The organism is Kitasatospora setae KM-6054 (genome assembly GCF_000269985.1).
GTDB lineage: Bacteria > Actinomycetota > Actinomycetes > Streptomycetales > Streptomycetaceae > Kitasatospora > Kitasatospora setae.
The window spans coordinates 2,346,012-2,364,489 of sequence record NC_016109.1; the positions used below are offsets into that span (position 1 = coordinate 2,346,012).

Here is an 18,478-nt window from a genome sequence, read left to right on the forward strand (position 1 = left end):
GCTACAGCACCCGGGTCATCGTCCGGTGCGGGATCCCGGCGTCGTCGTACACCGGCCCCTCCGCCACGTACCCCAGCCGCTCGTAGAAGCCGAGCGCCTGCACCTGCGCGTGCAGTTCGACCTCGCGGGCGCCGCGCTGGCGCCCCGACTCCTCGACGGCGCGCACCAGTCGGGCGCCCAGCCCGGTGCCGCGGGCGGCGGCGACCACGGCGAGCCGGCCGAGCAGCACCCGGCCCTCGGTGCCGCCGGTCATCGCCAGCGCCTCGGCGCCGTGGATCAGCCGGGCGGTGCCGAGCCCGGCGCCGTCGGGGCCGACGGCCAGCAGGTGCGCGGAGGTGTCGTCGTACGCGTCGTACTCCAGCTCCGGCGGCACGTGCTGCTCGACCACGAACACCTCGTGCCGCACGCCGCGCGCCAGCGCCATGTCGGCGTCCCCGTCGACCAGCCGGATCGTGACGCCGTTCAGCGGGTCGGCCATCTCAGCTCTCCGCCGCGATGGTGTCCAGCGCGTGCTGCAGGTCCTCGGGGTAGTCGGAGCTGAACTCGACCCAGCGCCCGTCCTCGGGGTGCTCGAAGCCGAGCGAGACGGCGTGCAGCCACTGCCGGGTCAGGCCGAGCCGCTTGGCCAGCGTCGGGTCCGCGCCGTAGGTGAGGTCGCCGACGCAGGGGTGGCGCAGCGCGGACATGTGCACCCGGATCTGGTGGGTGCGGCCGGTCTCCAGCTTGATGTCGAGCAGCGACGCGGCCCGGTACGCCTCGATCAGGTCGTAGTGCGTGACGGAGGGCTTGCCGTCGCGGGTGACGGCCCACTTCCAGTCGCTGCTGGGGTGGCGGCCGATCGGCGCGTCCACGGTGCCGGACAGCGGGTCGGGGTGGCCCTGGACCAGCGCGTTGTACTTCTTCTCGGTGACCCGGTCGTGGAACTGGCGCTTCAGGTCGGTGTAGGCCCGCTCGGACTTGGCGACCACCATGATCCCGGAGGTGCCGACGTCGAGGCGGTGCACGACGCCCTGGCGCTCGGCGGCGCCGGAGGTGGAGATCCGGTAGCCGGCCGCGGCCAGGCCGCCGATCACGGTGGGGCCGGTCCAGCCGGGGCTGGGGTGCGCGGCCACGCCGACCGGCTTGTCGATCACCACGACGTGGTCGTCGTCGTGGATGATCCGCATGCCCTCGACGGCCTCGGCGACGATCTGCACCGGCGCCGCGGGGGCGGGGATCTCGACCTCCAGCCAGGAGCCAGCGGTGACCCGGTCCGACTTCCCGGCGACCGCGCCGTCCAGGGTCACCTTGCCCTCGGCGGCGAGTTCGGCGGCCTTGGTGCGGGAGAACCCGAACATCCGGGCCAGGGCGGCGTCCAGCCGCTCGCCCTCCAGGCCGTCGGGTACGGGGAGGCTACGGGTCTGCGCTGCGATACTCACCCACCCGAGTATGCCCGACCCGCACCCGCCCCCCACCCCACCGGGGCCCGCCCGACAACCTCCCCACCGCCCCCGACGGCCGCCCCACCGCCCCCGAAGGCCGCCCCGATGACCTCCCCACCACCCCCGGGCCCGGCGGCACCACCCGTCCGCCCCCCTGGTCGCCGACCGTTCCGGTGCGCCTCCTAGCATCGGAGCCGCACCACCATCACGACGGCCCGGTCAACGGGGACGGGGCCGGATCCGAGGGGGGACCCGCCATGAAGGCCCGCACGATCGGTACGGCCGCCGCGGCCGCGGTGGCCGCGCTCGCGGCCCGTGACCTGCTGCAGAAGCGGCACGCGCTGCTGCGCAACTTCCCGGTGGCCGGCCACGCCCGCTACCTGCTGGAGCGGATCGGCCCGGAGCTGCGGCAGTACATCGTCACCTCCAACGAGGAGGAGCGCCCGTTCAGCCGGGACCAGCGCAGCTGGATCTACGCCTCCGCGAAGGAGGAGAACAACTACTTCGGCTTCGGCACCGAGGTCGACGTCGCGCACGTCCAGGGCCACGCCTACCTGAAGCAGCGCACCTTCGCCGGCCCGCTGCCCGACGCGCACGACCCGGCCGCCCCGCTGCCGTCCGCCAAGGTGCTGGGCGGTCCGCGCGGCCGGGCGGCGGCGTTCCGCCCGGCCAGCGTGGTGAACGTCTCCGCGATGAGCTTCGGCTCGCTGTCCGGTGCCGCGATCACCGCGCTGAACGAGGGCGCGGCGCAGGCCGGGGCGCTGCACAACACCGGCGAGGGCGGCCTGTCCCCGTACCACCGCAAGGGCGGCGGCGACCTGGTGCTGCAGCTCGGCACCTCGTACTTCGGGTGCCGGAACGCGGACGGGGGCTTCGACCTGGCGAAGCTCAAGGAGGTGGTGGCGTCGGCCCCGGTCCGGGCGATCGAGATCAAGCTGTCGCAGGGCGCCAAGCCGGGCCTGGGCGGCATGCTGCCGGGGGCGAAGGTGACGCCGGAGATCGCCGAGATCCGCGGCATCCCGGTCGGGGAGGACTGCGCCTCGCCGTCCCGGCACAGCGCGTTCGGCGACACCGACTCGATGCTGGACTTCGTCGAGCTGCTGGCCGGCGAGACCGGCCTGCCGGTCGGGGTCAAGAGCGCGGTGGGCGAGCTGGGCTTCTGGCAGGAGCTGGCGTCGATGATGGCGCGCGGCGACCGCGGCGTGGACTTCGTGACGGTCGACGGCGGCGAGGGCGGCACCGGCGCGGCGCCGCGGATCTTCGCCGACTCGGTGTCGCTGCCGTTCCGGATGGGCTTCTCCCGGGTCTACGGCACCTTCGCCGAGCTGGGCCTGACCGACCGGCTGACGTTCATCGGCTCCGGCAAGCTCGGCCTGCCGGAGAACGCGGCGGTGGCCTTCGCGCTGGGCGCCGACATGGTCAACGTGGCGCGCGAGGCGATGCTGTCGATCGGCTGCATCCAGGCCCAGAAGTGCCACACCGACCGCTGCCCGACCGGCATCGCCACCCAGAACCCGTGGCTGGCCCGCGGCATCGACCCGGCGTCCAAGGCCACCCGGGCCGCCGTCTACCTGCGCACCCTGCGCCGGGAGCTGACCAAGGTCTCCTCGGCGCTCGGCGTCGCCCACCCCTCGCTGATCACGCCCGACGACATCGAGGTGCTGAACGGCGACTACGAGGCCCGCACGCTGGCCTCGGTGTACGGCTACAAGGACGGCTGGGGCCGGCTCGGCCCGGAGCTCGCCGAGGAGATCACCCGCCTGCTCACCGCCTGACCCCTCACCCGCCGGGCCCCAGCCGGTCCCTCACCGGGAGAGCAGCAGCCACCCGCCGACCGCCGCCGTCGCCGCGAGCAGCACCAGCACGATGACGGACACCGCCAGGTCCCACGCCCACGAGCGCCGGTCGGCCGCCGGGTCCAGCGTGAACTCGGCCGGGTCCGCGGGCGTGTGGTGCACGGTCACCGCCCGCCCGCGCGACCGGGCCGGGTCGGCGAGCCGGGCGGTGCAGTGCGCGGTGACGGCGGTGCCGTCCCGGGTGGTGAACGCGACGACGGGGGTGAGGGTGGTGATGGTCGAGCCGTCGTCCTCGTCGACCCGGACGTCCCGGAACACGGCGACGATCCGCCCCGGCACCGCGTCCATCACGGCCAGCCGGGCCCGCTTCCCCCGCCGGTCGCGGACGTTCCAGGGCAGGTGCCACAGGCCGAGCAGCGCCCACGCCCCGGCGCCGCCGACCAGCGCCCACGGCCAGTCCCAGCGGACGGCGGCCAGCGCCACCAGGCCCGCGTACGCCGCGAACAGCGCGCCGGCCGGGCCCGCCAGGCCCCGGGCGGGCGGTTCGGGGGCGTTGGCGAACCGGTGCTCGGCCGGCCGGCCCGCCGGGTGGCTGACCCCGATCTCCCGGCCCACCCAGGCCGCGGTGAGCGTCTCGCCGCGCCCGTCGTCGCCCTCGGCGAGGACCTCCCGCCCGGTGGCCGGGTCGCGCCAGGCGACCGTGACCGGGATGCCGCCGATCCGCGAGCTGCCGTGCTCGACCTCCCCGACCCGCTCGATCCGCCCGGCCAGCCGGACCGTCCGCTGCGCCTTCGTCACCCCGGCCAGCGACCGCCCGGCCCCGACCAGCGCCACCGCGCCCCACGCCGCGCTCCACAGCAGCAGCACCGACTCCCACCCCACGCGCCCTCCCCGGCGGCCGTCCTCCCCGACACTGTGCCCGCGGGCACCCGCCCGACACGCGGATGCCCGTCGGACCTGTGGTCCGACGGGCACCTGAACGACAAACGCTGAACGCTGGACAGTGGCCCGGTCAGCCCTCCCCGTCCTCCTCGGCCTTCCGCTCGCCCTCCCCGGCCGGCTCCGCCCCGGCGGCCTTCTCGACCGGCGCGCCGTGCGTGCTGCCGTCCGGGTTGGAGCCGCGGAAGGAGAGCAGGACGACCAGGATGCCGCCGCAGACGATCGCCGAGTCGGCGAGGTTGAACACCGCGAAGTGCTGGACCGAGATGAAGTCGACCACGTGCCCGCGGAACACCGACGGGGCGCGGAACAGCCGGTCGGTGAGGTTGCCGAAGGCGCCGCCGAGCAGCAGGCCGAGGGCGATCGCCCAGGGCAGGCTGTAGAGGCGGCGGGCGATCCGCCAGATCACCACGATGACGCCGGCGGCGATCGCGGTGAACAGCAGCGTCATCGCCTGGCCCATGCCGAACGCGGCGCCGGGGTTGCGGATCACCTGGAAGGTCATCCAGTCGCCGATCACGCTGATCGGCGTGGAGCGGCCCTCCAGCCTGGCGACGACCAGCATCTTGGAGCCGAGGTCGATCAGGTAGGCGAGCAGCGCGACGGCGAGCAGCACGCTGATCCGGCGGCGGCGCACCACGGCGCGGGCGCCTTCGGCGGCCGTCGCGCCGGCGCTCCCCGGCTGCTCGGGCGCCGCGTGCTCGAACGCGTCGTCCGCCGGCTCACCCGCCCCGCTGGGCCGGGCGGTGGGGACGGCGTCGTCCTGGGTCTGGTGGGAACCTGGCGTGCTGATGATCCGCTCCGCTGCCGTGTGGAATGCGCCGGGGGAATGCCGGTCGACGTACTGGGGACGAGGGTACGGCACCGTTCGCCCCGTTGGCCGCCGCGGCCGGGATTGTCCGGCCTTCGGACCGGTCGACCGGCCCCCGGGGTCAGCGGCGTTCCTGCTTGGCCTTGCAGCTGACGCAGAGGGTGGCGCGCGGGAAGGCCTGCAGCCGGGCCTTGCCGACGGGCTGGCCGCAGGACTCGCAGCGGCCGAAGGCGGTGCCCTCCAGGCGGGCCAGGGCGCGCTCGGTCTGGGCGAGGCTGTCGCGGGCGTTGTTGGCGAGCGAGAGCTCGCTCTCCCGGTTGATGTTCTTGGTGCCGGCGTCGACCTGGTCGTCGCCCGCGCCGTCGTTGGAGTCCCGCATCAGGCCGGCGATGGCGGCCTCGGAGGCTTCGATCTCGGCCCGCAGCCGGAGCAGGTCGGCGGCCAGTTCGTCGCGCAGCTCGGTGACCTCCTCCGCCGTCCACGGGTCCTCCCCGGGCCGGACCGGCAGCTCGGCCGGGTCGGCCTGTTCGCCGCCGCGGGCGCCGCTGCCCGCCGGCACGTGGGTGCGGCTGCTCGCCGCGGTGTGTCCGGTGGTGCCGGTCTTTCGCCGCGCAGTACTCACGGTCCCCTCCCCTGGGTCGCCCGCCACGGCCTCGCGCGACCTCTTGGTCACGGTTCCTGTCGCCTTCTCAGCCATGGCTTTCGACCTCATTCACGAATGATCAGAAGCGTCGGTTCCCGACGATCTTGCCGGTCCCGGAACGATAAACCTCATCGAATCAGCCCACAACGGGACATACCGATGCACCTCACCGATCCCACTCGCGCAGCCTCCGTCGGTCCGGCGCTGCACAAGTTGTGCCCAGAACGCCCCCGGCTAACCACCCGCCGGCCACCCGCCCGCCCGCCGGCCCCCGGCTCGCGGGTGCGCGAAACGGCTTGCGGGGGCCGATACACTGGGCCTCGCAAGGCGCAGATGGGACGAGTACCGACGCACGCAGCCTGTAGCGACCCGGGGGCGGTGGGAGCCCGGGGGTGTGCGCGGCGGGAAGATCACCCCGGAGCCGCCGGAAGAACGGCCCGCGCGAGCGGGCCCAGTAGAACCGGCCGCAAAACCCAAAGAGAGGGCCGCAGCGCGCGCGGTCAAGGAGGGTGGTACCGCGGGGCGGCTCGCCGTCTCGTCCCTCCGTCGGAGCCAGTCCACGCATCCGCCGGAGGTTGAACGCCCGCCATGCCCCCCGTCTACAACGCCGTCCCGAACGCCGTCGACCTGCCCGCGCTGGAGCACGGGATCCTGTCCTTCTGGCAGGACAACCAGGTCTTCCAGCGCAGCCTGGAGCAGTCCGAGGGCCGCCCCGAGTGGGTGTTCTACGAGGGCCCGCCCACCGCGAACGGCATGCCGGGCGCGCACCACATCGAGGCCCGCGTCTTCAAGGACGTCTTCCCGCGCTTCCGCACCATGAAGGGCTACCACGTCGCCCGCAAGGCCGGCTGGGACTGCCACGGCCTGCCGGTCGAGCTCGCGGTGGAGAAGGAGCTGGGCTTCTCCGGCAAGCCGGACATCGAGAAGTACGGCATCGCCGAGTTCAACGCCAAGTGCCGCGAGTCGGTGACCCGGCACACCGACGCGTTCGCCGAGCTGACCACGCGCATGGGCTACTGGGTCGACCTCGACCAGGCGTACCGCACCATGGACCCGTCGTACGTCGAGTCGGTCTGGTGGTCGCTGCAGCAGATCTTCGACAAGGGCCTGCTGGTCCAGGACCACCGGGTCGCCCCGTGGTGCCCGCGCTGCGGCACCGGCCTGTCCGACCACGAGCTGGCCCAGGGCTACGAGACCGTGGTCGACCCCTCGGTGTTCGTCCGCTTCCCGCTCACCTCCGGCCCGCTGGCCGGCACCGCCGCCCTGCTGGTGTGGACCACCACCCCGTGGACCCTGGTCTCCAACACCGCCGCGGCCGTCCACCCCGAGGTGACCTACGTGGTCGCCACCGACGGCGACGAGCGCCTGGTGGTCGCCGAGCCGCTGCTGGCCAAGGCCCTCGGCGAGGGCTGGGAGGCCGTCGGCGAGTCCTTCACCGGCGCCGAGATGGAGCGCTGGGCCTACCAGCGGCCGTTCGACCTCGTCGAGATCCCGGACGCGCACTACGTGCTGACCGCCGACTACGTCACCACCGAGGACGGCACCGGCATCGTCCACCAGTCGCCCGCGTTCGGCGCCGACGACCTCGCGACCTGCCGCCGCTACGGCCTGCCCGTGGTCAACCCGGTGGAGACCGACGGCACCTTCGCGCCCGAGGTGCCGCTGGTCGGCGGGGTGTTCTTCAAGAAGGCCGACGAGACCCTGGTCGCCGACCTGCGGGACCGCGGCCTGCTGTTCCGCCACCTCCCGTACGAGCACAGCTACCCGCACTGCTGGCGCTGCCACACCGCGCTGCTGTACTACGCGCAGCCGTCCTGGTACATCCGGACCACCGCCGTCAAGGACGCGATGATCCGCGAGAACGAGGCCACCAACTGGTACCCGGAGACCGTCAAGCACGGCCGCTTCGGCGACTGGCTGAACAACAACATCGACTGGGCGCTGTCCCGCAACCGCTACTGGGGCACCCCGCTGCCGATCTGGCGCTGCGCGGACGACCACCTGACCTGCGTCGGCTCGCTCGCCCAGCTCTCCGAGCTGACCGGCACCGACCAGTCCGGCCTGGACCCGCACCGCCCGTACATCGACGAGGTCACCTTCCCCTGCCCGCAGTGCTCCGCCACCGCGGTCCGGGTGCCCGAGGTGATCGACGCCTGGTACGACTCGGGCTCGATGCCGTTCGCGCAGTACGGCTACCCGTACCGCAACAAGGAGCTGTTCGAGAAGCGCTACCCGGCGCAGTTCATCTCCGAGGCGATCGACCAGACCCGCGGCTGGTTCTACACGCTGATGGCCGTCGGCACCCTGGTGTTCGACCGGAACTCGTACGAGAACGTCGTCTGCCTGGGCCACATCCTGGCCGAGGACGGCCGCAAGATGTCCAAGCACCTGGGCAACATCCTGCAGCCGATCCCGCTGATGGACCAGCACGGCGCCGACGCCGTCCGCTGGTTCATGGCCGCCGGCGGCTCCCCCTGGTCGGCCCGCCGGGTCGGCCACGGCACCATCCAGGAGGTCGTCCGCAAGACCCTCCTCACCTACTGGAGCACCGTCTCCTTCCAGGCCCTGTACGCCCGCGCGGCCGGCTGGTCCCCCTCGGCGAACGACCCGGCGCCGGCCGACCGCCCGGTGCTCGACCGCTGGGTGCTCTCCGAGCTGAACACCCTGGTCCGCGAGGTCGACGCCGCCTACGAGGCGTACGACACCCAGCGGGCCGGCAAGCTGCTGTCCGGCTTCGTCGACGACCTGTCCAACTGGTACGTCCGCCGCGGCCGCCGCCGCTTCTGGCAGGGCGACGCCGCCGCGCTGGCCACCCTGCACGAGGCGCTGGAGACCGTCACCCGGCTGATGGCCCCGCTCACCCCGTTCATCACCGAGCGGATCTGGCAGGACCTGGTCGTCCCGGTCACCCCGGACGCCCCGCTCTCCGTGCACCTCAGCAGCTGGCCGGTGGCCGACGAGACCCTGGTGGACGCCGAGCTGTCCCGCCACGTGGCGCTGGTCCGCCGGCTGGTCGAGCTCGGCCGGGCCACCCGCGCCGAGTCCGGCGTCAAGACCCGCCAGCCGCTGTCCCGCGCGCTGATCGCCGCCCAGGGCTGGGAGGAGCTCCCCGCCGACCTGCGCGCCCAGGTCGCCGAGGAGCTCAACGTCCTCGCCCTGGAGTCGCTGGCCGAGGTCGGCGGCTCGCTGGTCGACACCTCCGCCAAGGCCAACTTCCGCGCCCTCGGCAAGCGCTTCGGCAAGGGCGTCCAGGACGTCGCCAAGGCCGTCGCCGCCGCCGACGCCGCCCGGCTCGCCGCCGAGCTGCGCGCCACCGGCGAGACCTCGGTCGAGCTGGACGGCGAGAGCGTGCCGCTCTCGCCGGAGGAAGTGATCATCACCGAGACCCCGCGCGAGGGCTGGGCCGTCGCCAACGAGTCCGGCGCCACCGTCGCCCTCGACCTGGCGATCAGCCCCGAGCTCAAGCGCCTCGGCGTGGCCCGCGACGCGATCCGGCAGATCCAGGACGCCCGGAAGAACTCCGGCCTGGAGATCACCGACCGGATCCACCTCCAGCTCGCCAGCGCCGACCCGGAGACCCAGGCCGGCCTCGCCGAGCACCAGTCCCTGATCGCCGCCGAGGTCCTCGCCGAGTCCCTCGGCCTGACCCTCACCGACCCGGACGCCCCGCGCTTCACGGACGAGAACCTCGCCCTGGAGTTCGTCCTCCGCAAGGCGTAGCCACCGCGCGCGCCCCGCGCGCCCCCGGCGGAAAGCGACCGCCGGGGGCGCGCGGGCGCACCGGGGGCGCGGCGAACCACCGCCCCACCACGCCCCACGACGCGAAGGGCGCCCCCGGCCGCGATGGCCAAGGGCGCCCTTTCGGTCACGCTCGGTGGAACTGCTAGTTGTCGCCGTCCTCGTCGATCAGGAAGCCCCGCATCGGCGCGGGAGCCTGCTGCATCGGCTGCGGGGGCTGCGGCCGCACGGCCGCCATCGGCTGGGTCATGCCCGCCGGGGCCATCGTCCCGTTGCCGCCCGCCGAGCCGCCGCCGAAGGACGGGGCGCCGGTCGAACCGCCGAAGGACGAGCCGCCGAAGGACTGGTTCCCGCCGAAGGACGGGGTGGAGCCGAAGGACGGTGCCGGCGCGGACATCGCGCTGGCGCCGGCGGGGGCCATCGACGACGCGGCCGGCGGCAGCGAGGCGGTGGCGGGGATCCGCGGCGGGGCGAGCGAGTCGTCCGCCTGCGACTCCAGCTGGCGCAGCTGGGTCTCCAGGTAGGACTTCAGCCGCGTGCGGTACTCGCGCTCGAAGGCGCGCAGGTCCTCGACCTTGCGCTCCAGGGTGGCGCGGGCGGACTCCAGCGAGCCCATCGCGACGCGGTGCTTCTCCTGGGCGTCCCGCTCCAGCGCGTCGGCCTTGGCACGGGCGTCCCGCTCCAGGCCCTCGGCGCGGCTGCGGGCCTCGCCGACGATCTTGTTGGCCTCGGAGCGGGCCTCGGAGATGGCCTGGTCGGCGGTCTGCTGGGCGAGCGCCAGGACGCGGGCGGCGCTGTCGCCGCCGGGGCCCTGCTGCTGCTGCATCGGGTTGCCCATCGGGCCGCCCATCGGCTGGAGCTGCTGGCCCATCGGCTGCAGCTGCTGGCCGCCCATGGTCTGGCCCATCTGCTGCTGCATCGGGTTGCCCATCGGCTGCAGCATCTGGCCGCCCATCGGCTGGACCAGCTGCTGCTGGCCGCCCATGGTCTGGCCCATCTGCTGCTGCTGCATCGGGTTGCCCATCGGGCCGCCCATGCCCTGCTGCTGGCCCATGCCCTGCTGCTGGCCGGCGGGCAGCTGCGGGGCGCCGGACGGCAGGCCCAGCGGCTGGTTGCCCATGCCCTGCTGGCCCATGCCCTGGCCCATGCCCTGCTGCTGGCCCATGCCCTGCTGCGGGCCGCCCAGCTGCTGCGGGCCGGGGCCCTGCTGGCCGGGCACCGGCGGGCCGGATATGGCGGCGGGGACGGGGGCGCCGGGGCGGCCGCCGTCCTGCGGGGCCTGCTCCTTGCGCATGTTGGCCTGGTTCTGCGCGGCGGCACGCGTGGCGGCGGCCAGCTTGGCCCGCAGGTCCTCGTTCTCGCGCAGCAGGCGGGTCAGCTCGGCTTCGACCTCGTCGAGGAAGGCATCGACCTCGTCCTCGTCATAGCCTTCGCGCAGCCGGACGGTCGTGAACTGCTTGTTCCGAACGTCCTCGGGGGTCAATGGCATCTCTTCACCTCAACGTGATCGTCGGACCGGCATCCTGTCGCATCGTTCAGAACGACAGGCGCTGCACGAGCGAGATCAGGACATACACAATGATCATCAGTACGAAGAAGGACAGGTCGAGCGCCACGCCCCCGAGACGCAACGGCGGGATGAAACGCCGAAGAAGCTTGAGTGGCGGATCTGTGACAGTGTACGTGGCCTCCAGCACCACGACCATGGTCTTCCCCGGACGCCATGAGCGGGCGAATTGGAACACCCAGTCCATGACGAGTCGGAAGAGCAGGATCAGCAGGAACACGGTCAGCACCCAGTAGAGCACCGAACCGAAGATCCCCATCGCGTCTCCCTCTCCCTGGCCGACGTTCCGTCAGTGACGCTCTGTCAACAGACCCACACGTGTGGTCGTGGGTTCGGGTCAGCTCTGGTTGAAGAACCCACCCTCGGCGATCCGAGCCTTGTCCTCCGCCGTTACATCGACGTTAGCAGGCGACAGCAGGAACACCTTCTGCGTCACGCGCTCGATACTGCCGTGCAGACCGAAGACCAGTCCAGCGGCGAAGTCTACGAGCCGCTTGGCGTCCGTGTCGTCCATCTCGGTCAAATTCATGATCACGGGAGTGCCGCCGCGGAACTGTTCGCCGATCGTACGGGCCTCGTTGTAGGTGCGGGGGTGCAGCGTGGTGATGCGGTAGGGCTCTCGTTCGTTGACGACCTTGGGCATGATCACCGGGGTGCTCTTCTCCAGGTTGCGGTGGCGCTCGGATGTGATGGACGACACGGGAGCCATCCGCGGCTGCTCCTGCCGGATCGGCACCGCGGCGGGCACCGGCTGGGGCGCGATGTGGGCCACGGGCGCCGGCTGCGGGGCGGGTGCGGCGGGGGCGGGAGCCGCGGCCGCGGACCGGAGGTCCTCGGTCCGGCCGGTGCGGATCGGCTCCGGGTCCGCGTCGTAGTCGTCGTCGGGGTCGTACCCCTGGCTGTCGTAGGTCTCGTCCTCGACCAGACCGAGATAGACCGCCATCTTGCGCATCGCGCCGGCCATGCTGCTGTCTCCTCCGCTCATGCGCTCACCGTGTCGCCCTGCGGATGCCGTGGTCCTCTTACGACCTGTCAGGCCGACGGTCCGTCAGACCGCGGAGTGTGCGCTCGGATGCGATCCACGGTTTACCTGCAGACTGATCATCTGCTAGGTTCTGTCCTATTTTGTCCTGCAGTCTGATCTACTTACTCGGTGACGTTACCCGAGCGGTGACCGCACTCCGAGTACCGCCGTACCGACGCGTACATGTGTCGCTCCGGCGGCGATGGCCTGCTCCAAGTCCCCACTCATGCCTGCGGAGACCATGGTGGCAGCCGGATGGGCCGCGCGTACGTCGCTTGCGATTTCCGCCAGCCGCGCGAAGGCCCGCGCCGGGTCGCCCGCCAGCGGTCCGGCGAGCGGTGCGACGGTCATCACACCGTCCAGTCGCAGCCCGGGCGTGTCGGCGATCCGCTCGGCCAGCGCGAGCACCTCGGCCGGGGCGACGCCCGCGCGGTGCTCGCCCTCCCCCGCCTCCTTCTCCAGGGCGACCTGCACCAGGCAGCCCAGCGGCGGGCGTTCGGCGGCGCGGACGGCGGCGGCCAGCGAGTCGACCAGCCGGGCCCGGTCCACCGAGTGCACGACGTCGGAGTAGCGGACCACCGAGCGGGCCTTGTTGGTCTGCAACTGGCCGACGAAGTGCCAGGTCAGCGGGAGTTCGACGCAGCGCTCGGCCTTCGGGGCGGCGTCCTGGTCGCGGTTCTCGGCGACGTCGGTGACGCCGAGCCCGGCGAGCAGCGCGCTGTCCTCGGCCGGGTAGGTCTTGGTCACCACGATCAGGGTGACCTCCCCGCGCGGGCGGCCGGCCGCGGCGCAGGCGTCGGCGATCCGGCGCTCGACCACGTCGAGGTTGGCGCCGAGCTGCTCGTAGCGGGCCCGCTGCCCCTCGGTGAGCGCGCCGGTGAACTCCGCGCGACCCGGGAACGGACCGTAGATGTCGTTCGTCATGAGTGTGAGGGCCCCAACCAGACGTAGCTCGCCAGTCGCCCGGTCCGCTGCTCCCGACGGTAGGAGTAGTGGTCCGGCGATTCGAGGGTGCAGACGGATGATCGCACCACATCCTGCACCCCCGCTCCGGCGAGCTGTGCGGCGACCCCGGCGGGGACGTCCAGCGCCGGGGTGCCCCAGGAGGTCTCGGCGTGCGCGGCCGGGACGAGCGCGGCGACCTCGGCGCGCATCGCGGCCGGCACCTCGTAGCAGCGGCCGCACACCGCGGGGCCGATCGCGGCGAGGATCCGCTCGGGCCGGGCGCCCAGTTCGCGCATCGCGGCGACCGCGGCGGGGACGACCCCGGCCGCCAGGCCCGGCCGTCCGGCGTGCGCCGCGCCGACCACTCCGGCGACCGGGTCGGCCAGCAGGACGGGCGCGCAGTCGGCGGTGAGCACGGCGAGGGCGAGCGGGCGGTCGGTGACCACCGCGTCCACGGTCGGGGCGGTGCCGTCGGGCTGCCGCCCGGTGACCACCGCGACCTCGGCGCCGTGCACCTGGTTCATCCAGACCACGTCGGCCGGGTCCAGCCCGAGTTCCCGGGCCGCGCGGAAACGGTTCTGCTTGACGGCTTCGGGCGAATCGCCCACCGCGCCGCCGAGGTTGAGCTCCCCGTACGGCGAGGTGCTCACCCCGCCCCACCGGGTGGTGGAGGCGAAGTGAGCACCGTCGCGGAAGACCGCTTGGATCACTTGAGGAAGTCCGGCACGTCGAGCTCCTCCGCGGGGCTCTCGACGTACGGCCGGTGCACCGGCTGCACCTGCGGCGGCACCGGCGGGGCGGTGGCCGTCACCGGGGCCGGTGCCTCGGCCGGGCGGGCCGCCGGCTCCTCGGGCCGGGTCACCGAGCCGATCGAGCCGTAGGACGGCCGGCCGGCCGGGCGCTCGGCGGCGGCCGGGGCCGAGGCCGAGGCCGCCGAGGAGGTGGACTTCACCACCGGCTCGCGGACGATGGCCGGCGGCTGCCCGCCGTCGAACCCGGCGGCGATCACGGTGACCCGGACCTCGTCGCCGAGCGCGTCGTCGATGACCGCGCCGAAGATGATGTTGGCCTCCGGGTGGGCGGCCTCGCTGACCAGCTGGGCGGCCTCGTTGATCTCGAACAGGCCGAGGTCCGAGCCGCCGGAGATGGAGAGCAGCACGCCGCGGGCGCCGTCGATGGACGCCTCCAGCAGCGGCGAGGAGATCGCCATCACGGCGGCGGCCTTGGCGCGGTCCTCGCCGCGGGCCGAGCCGATCCCCATCAGCGCCGAACCGGCGTCCGACATGACCGACTTGACGTCGGCGAAGTCCAGGTTGATCAGGCCGGGGGTGGTGATCAGGTCGGTGATGCCCTGGACACCGGAGAGCAGCACCTGGTCGGCGGAGCGGAACGCGTCCAGCACCGAGACCTGGCGGTCGGAGATCGACAGCAGCCGGTCGTTCGGGATGACGATCAGGGTGTCGACCTGCTCGCGCAGGCTGGCGATGCCGTCCTCGGCCTGGTTGGCGCGGCGGCGGCCCTCGAAGGTGAACGGGCGGGTGACCACGCCGATGGTCAGGGCGCCGAGCGAGCGGGCGATGTTGGCCACCACGGGCGCGCCGCCGGTGCCGGTGCCGCCGCCCTCGCCGGCCGTCACGAAGACCATGTCGGCCCCCTTGAGGACCTCCTCGATCTCCTCGCGGTGGTCCTCGGCGGCCTTCCGGCCGACCTCGGGGTTGGCGCCGGCGCCGAGGCCGCGGGTGAGTTCGCGGCCGACGTCGAGCTTCACGTCGGCGTCGCTCATCAGCAGCGCCTGGGCGTCGGTGTTGATCGCGATGAATTCGACGCCCTTGAGCCCGACCTCGATCATCCGGTTGATGGCGTTGACTCCGCCGCCGCCGATGCCGACGACCTTGATGACCGCGAGGTAATTCTGGGGTGCTGCCACGTCGGGGCCTCTCGCCTCGAATTTCCGGGTCGGCTCCCCTGGATTGTGAAGGCCGACGGATGTCGATGGGTGGGAAGCACGTGGTTCCAACCCGAACCCTAAACTTGAGGTTGAGGGTTATGGCTGTGCCGGTGTCACCGCGGTGTCGAGCACAGCTCGTTGACACAGGACAGTAGGTCGCAACCGGCGCGCGTTTCAACGAACACGCCGAGCTTCCCTTTTTCTTTTGAGCCTATGTGATCATCGACCCCTCGGTGAAACCGGGGTGACCACCAAGGGTCGGACCGGAGCCGTGGCTCCGTCAATACCGCCCCCGGACACAGAACTTACCGGATCAACCCGACACCGCCGGGGCATCCGGCGCACTCACGTCGTAATTCGACGCCTTCCGGCCGAGCAGCGCGGTCAGCACCTTCGCCTTCCGATCGGTCTGCTCCGCGCTCCCCCACCGGACGGTCGCGCCCGAGGAGAGCCCCAGCCGGATGTCGTCGTAGGAGTAGACCGTGAGCGAACCGGCCTGTTTCGCCACCTCCGGCGGCAGTCCGGCGGCCACCGTGACCGCCGCGCGGACCAGCGCCGGGCGGTCGATCACCGCCACCGCGTCCTGGGCCGGCCGGCTCAGTTCGAGGCCCACCACCGGGACGCCCGGCGGGGGCTGCGGCTCAGTGGCGAATTCCACACCGTCGGCGTCGACCTGGACGAAGCCGTCGCCGCCGTCGCGCCGGATCGCCGCCACCGGGCGGCGCTCGGTGACCTTCACCCGCAGGGTGTGCGGCCAGCCGCGCCAGACCTCGACCGAGGCGACCCGGGACAGCCCGGCCACCTCGCTCCGGGCCTCGTCCAGGTCGACCCGGGCCAGCGGGCCGCGGGCCGTGCCGCCGAGCGCCCGCTCGACGTCCTCCCGGCTCAGCCTGCCGGAGTCCAGTCCCTGGACGGCGACCCCGCGGACGTCCAGCGCGGCGGAGAAGAACACCGTCCAGCCGAGGGCGCCGACCACCAGCACGCCCAGGGCGACCAGCGCCCCGACGCCCCGGCGGGAGAGTCGGAGCCGGGGCGGGCGGGCGGGTTCGCCGTCCTCCCCGAGCTCCTCCTCGTACTCCTCGTCAGCCACGGCGGCGGCCGCCGCGGGCGGCCTCGATCGCCTCGTAGACCATCTGCACCAGCAGGTCGTCGGCGTCCCGGCGGCCGAACTCGGCGGCGGAGCGCGACATCTCCCACAGCTTGGCCGGATCGGTGAGCACCGGCAGGACGTTCTTCAGCACCCAGTCCGGGGTCAGCTCGGCGTCGTCGACCAGCAGGCCGCCGCCCGCCTTCACCATCGGCTGGGCGTTCAGGCGCTGCTCGCCGTTGCCGATCGGCAGCGGCACGAACGCGGCCGGCAGGCCCACCGCGGCCAGCTCGGCGACCGTCATCGCGCCGGCCCGGCAGAGCATCATGTCGGCCGCCGCGTAGGCCAGGTCCATCCGGTCCAGGTAGGGCAGCGCCCGGTACGGCGGCATGCCGGGGATGTCGTCGATGGTCGGCAGCTCGTTCTTCGGGCCGACCGCGTGCAGGATCTGCACGCCGTACTGCTGGAGCCGGGGCGCGATCGCCTGCACCGTCTCGTTCAGCCGGCGGGCGCCCTGCGAGCCGCCGGAGACCAGCAGGGTGGGCAGCCGCTGGTCGAGGCCGAAGTAGTGCCGGGCCTCCGGGCGGACGGTGCCGCGGTCCAGGGTGGCGATGGTGCGGCGCAGCGGGATGCCGATGTACCGGGAGTCGCGCAGCTTGGAGTCGGGGGTGGAGACCGCGACGAAGTCGCTGTAGCGGGCGCCGATCTTGTTGGCCAGGCCGGGGCGGGCGTTGGCCTCGTGCACCACGATCGGCACGCCGGCCCGCTTGGCCGCGAGGTAGGCGGGCATCGCGACGTAGCCGCCGAAGCCGACCACGGCGTCCGCCTTGACCCGCTCGATGACCTCCTGGGCGGCGCGCACGGTGCCGCGCAGCCGGCCCGGGACGGTGATCAGCTCCGGGGTGGGCTTGCGGGGCAGCGGGACGGCCGGGATCAGCGCCAGCTCGTAGCCGCGCTCCGGGACCAGCCGGGTCTCCAGGCCGCGCTCGGTGCCGAGGGCGGTGATCCCGATCGACGGGTCGTGCCTGCGCAGCGCGTCCGCGAGCGCCATGGCCGGCTCGATGTGACCGGCGGTCCCGCCGCCGGCGAGTACGACATGCACCGAAATTCACCGCTCCCTGCGCGGCGGCCGGGCGGCCTCGCGCGCTGTGGTTTTCCTACCTGGCAGCACCCGGCCCAGGACGGGCCCGAACCGGGAGTTGGCCCCCTTCCGCCACTTGCGGGGCCGGGCAGCCAGCGCTGCCTTCGCCGCCGGGGTGCTGCGTGCGAAGCAGAGCAACAGCCCGATGGCGCACATGGCCGACAGCATCGCGGAGCCGCCGTACGAGAACAGCGGCAGCGGGACGCCCGCGATGGGCAGGAGTCCCAGCGCCGACCCCAGGTTGACCACGGCCTGAGCCATGATCCACGTGGTGGCGGCGCCCGCCGCGTACCGCACGAAGGGGTCCGTGGTGCCGAGGGCCACTCGGATACCCGCGTAGCCTAGTGCCGCGAAGAGCGCGAGCACCGACAGCGTCCCCACCAGTCCGAGTTCCTCGCCGGTCGCGGCGAAGATGAAGTCGGTGTGGGCCTCCGGCAGTTGCCCCCACTTCTCCACCCCGGCGCCCAGTCCGGACCCGAACGGTCCGCCCGCGGCCAGCGCGTAGAGGCCGTGCAGGGCCTGGAAGCAGTCCAGGTTGGGGTCGGGCTTGGTGACGCCGACGCAGGCGAGCCGGCCGAGCCGGTGCGGCACCGTGATGATCAGCGCGGTGCAGGCGACCACCGCGATGCCGAGGGTGGCGGCGAACAGCCGCAGCGGGGCGCCGACCATCCAGAGCAGGCCGAACAGCATCGCGATCAGCACCATGGTGGTGCCCATGTCGCCGCCGACCATGATCAGCATCATCAGCACGACGGTGCCGGGCACCAGCGGGACCAGCAGGTGCTTCCACTGGTCGAGCATGTGGGTGCGCTGCTTGCGGGCCAGCAGGTCGGCGGCCCACAGCAGCAGGGCGAGCTTGGCGAACTCGGACGGCTGGATCTGGAAGAAGCCCAGGCTGATCCAGTTCCGGTTGCCGTTGATCCGCACGCCGACGCCGGGGATCGCCACCAGCACCAGCGCGCCGACCACGCCGAACAGCAGCGGGTAGACGGCGGTGCGCAGCACCCGCACCGGGGCCCGGGTCAGCAGCACGGCGATCGCGCCGCCGAGCAGCAGGGCGACCAGCTGCTTGCGGAAGAAGAACGTCATCGGCAGGCCGTACTCCACCACCACGCTCTGCGAGGCGGAGAACACCATCACCAGGCCGAGCACCACCAGCAGCAGGGCCGCGCCGAGGATCAGGTAGTACGGGGTGAGCGGGCGGGCCATCAGGTAGCCGAAGCGCTCGCGGGCGGCCCGGAAGCGGGCGACCGGGCCGGCCGACTTGAAGGTGGTGGTGGTGGCCGAGATCAGCTGGAGGCCGCGCGGCGGCTCCTTCTCCCTGGTCGGCACCACGGCTCCTCTCGGTTCGGCTCACGGGCTACGGGCGCGCCGGGGTCGTCCGACGGCGAGGCCGCGCCCGGCGGTGTGCCGCCGGC

Annotated in this window: 16 protein-coding genes; 2 read left to right on the top strand and 14 right to left on the bottom strand. The window is 73.0% G+C overall.

Annotated elements, in window-relative coordinates:
- Position 1 precedes the first annotated feature (1 nt).
- Entirely contained in the window at positions 2-478 is a 477-nt protein-coding gene (locus tag KSE_RS10375) for a GNAT family N-acetyltransferase (protein ID WP_014135250.1), read from the bottom strand.
- 1 nt (position 479) lies between these two features.
- Complete coding sequence (locus KSE_RS10380; protein ID WP_014135251.1) at positions 480-1,418, bottom strand: RluA family pseudouridine synthase; 939 nt, start codon at positions 1,416-1,418, stop codon at positions 480-482.
- Between the two features lie 260 nt (positions 1,419-1,678).
- Between KSE_RS10380 and KSE_RS10385 the strand changes: the two genes are divergently transcribed.
- Positions 1,679-3,196, top strand: coding sequence for an FMN-binding glutamate synthase family protein (locus KSE_RS10385; RefSeq protein ID WP_014135252.1), 1,518 nt, complete (start codon positions 1,679-1,681; stop codon positions 3,194-3,196).
- Positions 3,197-3,226: 30 nt separating this feature from the next.
- Here the strand turns inward: KSE_RS10385 and KSE_RS10390 are convergent, their stop codons facing one another.
- The 3 genes from KSE_RS10390 to KSE_RS10400 form a co-directional block, all read right to left on the bottom strand.
- Complete coding sequence (locus KSE_RS10390; RefSeq protein WP_014135253.1) at positions 3,227-4,099, bottom strand: DUF3592 domain-containing protein; 873 nt, start codon at positions 4,097-4,099, stop codon at positions 3,227-3,229.
- 130 nt (positions 4,100-4,229) lie between these two features.
- A complete protein-coding gene (lspA, locus tag KSE_RS39845) occupies positions 4,230-5,021 on the bottom strand; it encodes a signal peptidase II (protein WP_014135254.1) in 792 nt (263 codons plus the stop codon).
- Between the two features lie 67 nt (positions 5,022-5,088).
- A complete protein-coding gene (locus KSE_RS10400; protein WP_231873154.1) occupies positions 5,089-5,589 on the bottom strand; it encodes a TraR/DksA family transcriptional regulator in 501 nt (166 codons plus the stop codon).
- Positions 5,590-6,198: 609 nt separating this feature from the next.
- On the opposite strand from KSE_RS10400, the gene ileS reads away from it, so the two are divergent.
- On the top strand, positions 6,199-9,330 hold the full coding sequence (gene ileS / locus KSE_RS10405; protein WP_014135256.1) for an isoleucine--tRNA ligase: 3,132 nt from the start codon (positions 6,199-6,201) through the stop codon (positions 9,328-9,330).
- Positions 9,331-9,493: 163 nt separating this feature from the next.
- Here the strand turns inward: ileS and KSE_RS10410 are convergent, their stop codons facing one another.
- The 9 genes from KSE_RS10410 to ftsW form a co-directional block, all read right to left on the bottom strand.
- Positions 9,494-10,837: a DivIVA domain-containing protein gene (locus KSE_RS10410; protein ID WP_033258101.1), complete on the bottom strand. Its 1,344-nt coding sequence runs from the start codon at positions 10,835-10,837 to the stop codon at positions 9,494-9,496.
- A gap of 46 nt (positions 10,838-10,883) precedes the next feature.
- Positions 10,884-11,174: a YggT family protein gene (locus tag KSE_RS10415; RefSeq protein WP_014135258.1), complete on the bottom strand. Its 291-nt coding sequence runs from the start codon at positions 11,172-11,174 to the stop codon at positions 10,884-10,886.
- Positions 11,175-11,252: 78 nt separating this feature from the next.
- Complete coding sequence (locus KSE_RS10420; RefSeq protein ID WP_014135259.1) at positions 11,253-11,879, bottom strand: cell division protein SepF; 627 nt, start codon at positions 11,877-11,879, stop codon at positions 11,253-11,255.
- A gap of 195 nt (positions 11,880-12,074) precedes the next feature.
- Complete coding sequence (locus KSE_RS10425; protein WP_014135260.1) at positions 12,075-12,863, bottom strand: YggS family pyridoxal phosphate-dependent enzyme; 789 nt, start codon at positions 12,861-12,863, stop codon at positions 12,075-12,077.
- Entirely contained in the window at positions 12,860-13,594 is a 735-nt protein-coding gene (gene pgeF / locus KSE_RS10430; RefSeq protein ID WP_014135261.1) for a peptidoglycan editing factor PgeF, read from the bottom strand. The genes KSE_RS10425 and pgeF overlap by 4 nt, the downstream gene beginning before the upstream one ends.
- Positions 13,591-14,811 carry a cell division protein FtsZ gene (ftsZ, locus tag KSE_RS10435; protein WP_014135262.1) on the bottom strand — a complete coding sequence of 407 codons (1,221 nt, stop codon included), beginning with the start codon at positions 14,809-14,811 and terminating at the stop codon, positions 13,591-13,593. The genes pgeF and ftsZ overlap by 4 nt, the downstream gene beginning before the upstream one ends.
- 334 nt (positions 14,812-15,145) lie before the next feature.
- The gene (locus KSE_RS10440; RefSeq protein WP_014135263.1) at positions 15,146-15,922 is read right to left on the bottom strand and encodes a cell division protein FtsQ/DivIB; all 777 of its coding nucleotides are present in this window, start codon (positions 15,920-15,922) and stop codon (positions 15,146-15,148) included.
- Complete coding sequence (murG, locus tag KSE_RS10445; protein ID WP_014135264.1) at positions 15,915-17,021, bottom strand: undecaprenyldiphospho-muramoylpentapeptide beta-N-acetylglucosaminyltransferase; 1,107 nt, start codon at positions 17,019-17,021, stop codon at positions 15,915-15,917. The genes KSE_RS10440 and murG overlap by 8 nt, the downstream gene beginning before the upstream one ends.
- Positions 17,022-17,027: 6 nt before the next feature.
- Positions 17,028-18,395 (bottom strand): putative lipid II flippase FtsW, encoded by a 1,368-nt coding sequence (ftsW, locus tag KSE_RS10450; RefSeq protein WP_014135265.1) that lies wholly within the window; start codon positions 18,393-18,395, stop codon positions 17,028-17,030.
- Positions 18,396-18,478 lie beyond the last annotated feature (83 nt).

Bases quoted from the DNA above. Each gene is read 5' to 3' on its own strand.
- KSE_RS10375 (WP_014135250.1), bottom strand. From the start codon at position 478: ATGGCCGACCCGCTGAACGGCGTCACGATCCGGCTGGTCGACGGGGAC.
- KSE_RS10415 (WP_014135258.1), bottom strand. From the start codon at position 11,174: ATGGGGATCTTCGGTTCGGTGCTCTACTGGGTGCTGACCGTGTTCCTG.
- KSE_RS10425 (WP_014135260.1), bottom strand. From the start codon at position 12,863: ATGACGAACGACATCTACGGTCCGTTCCCGGGTCGCGCGGAGTTCACC.
- KSE_RS10420 (WP_014135259.1), bottom strand. From the start codon at position 11,879: ATGGCCGGCGCGATGCGCAAGATGGCGGTCTATCTCGGTCTGGTCGAG.
- ileS (WP_014135256.1), top strand. From the start codon at position 6,199: ATGCCCCCCGTCTACAACGCCGTCCCGAACGCCGTCGACCTGCCCGCG.
- KSE_RS10385 (WP_014135252.1), top strand. From the start codon at position 1,679: ATGAAGGCCCGCACGATCGGTACGGCCGCCGCGGCCGCGGTGGCCGCG.
- KSE_RS10410 (WP_033258101.1), bottom strand. From the start codon at position 10,837: ATGCCATTGACCCCCGAGGACGTTCGGAACAAGCAGTTCACGACCGTC.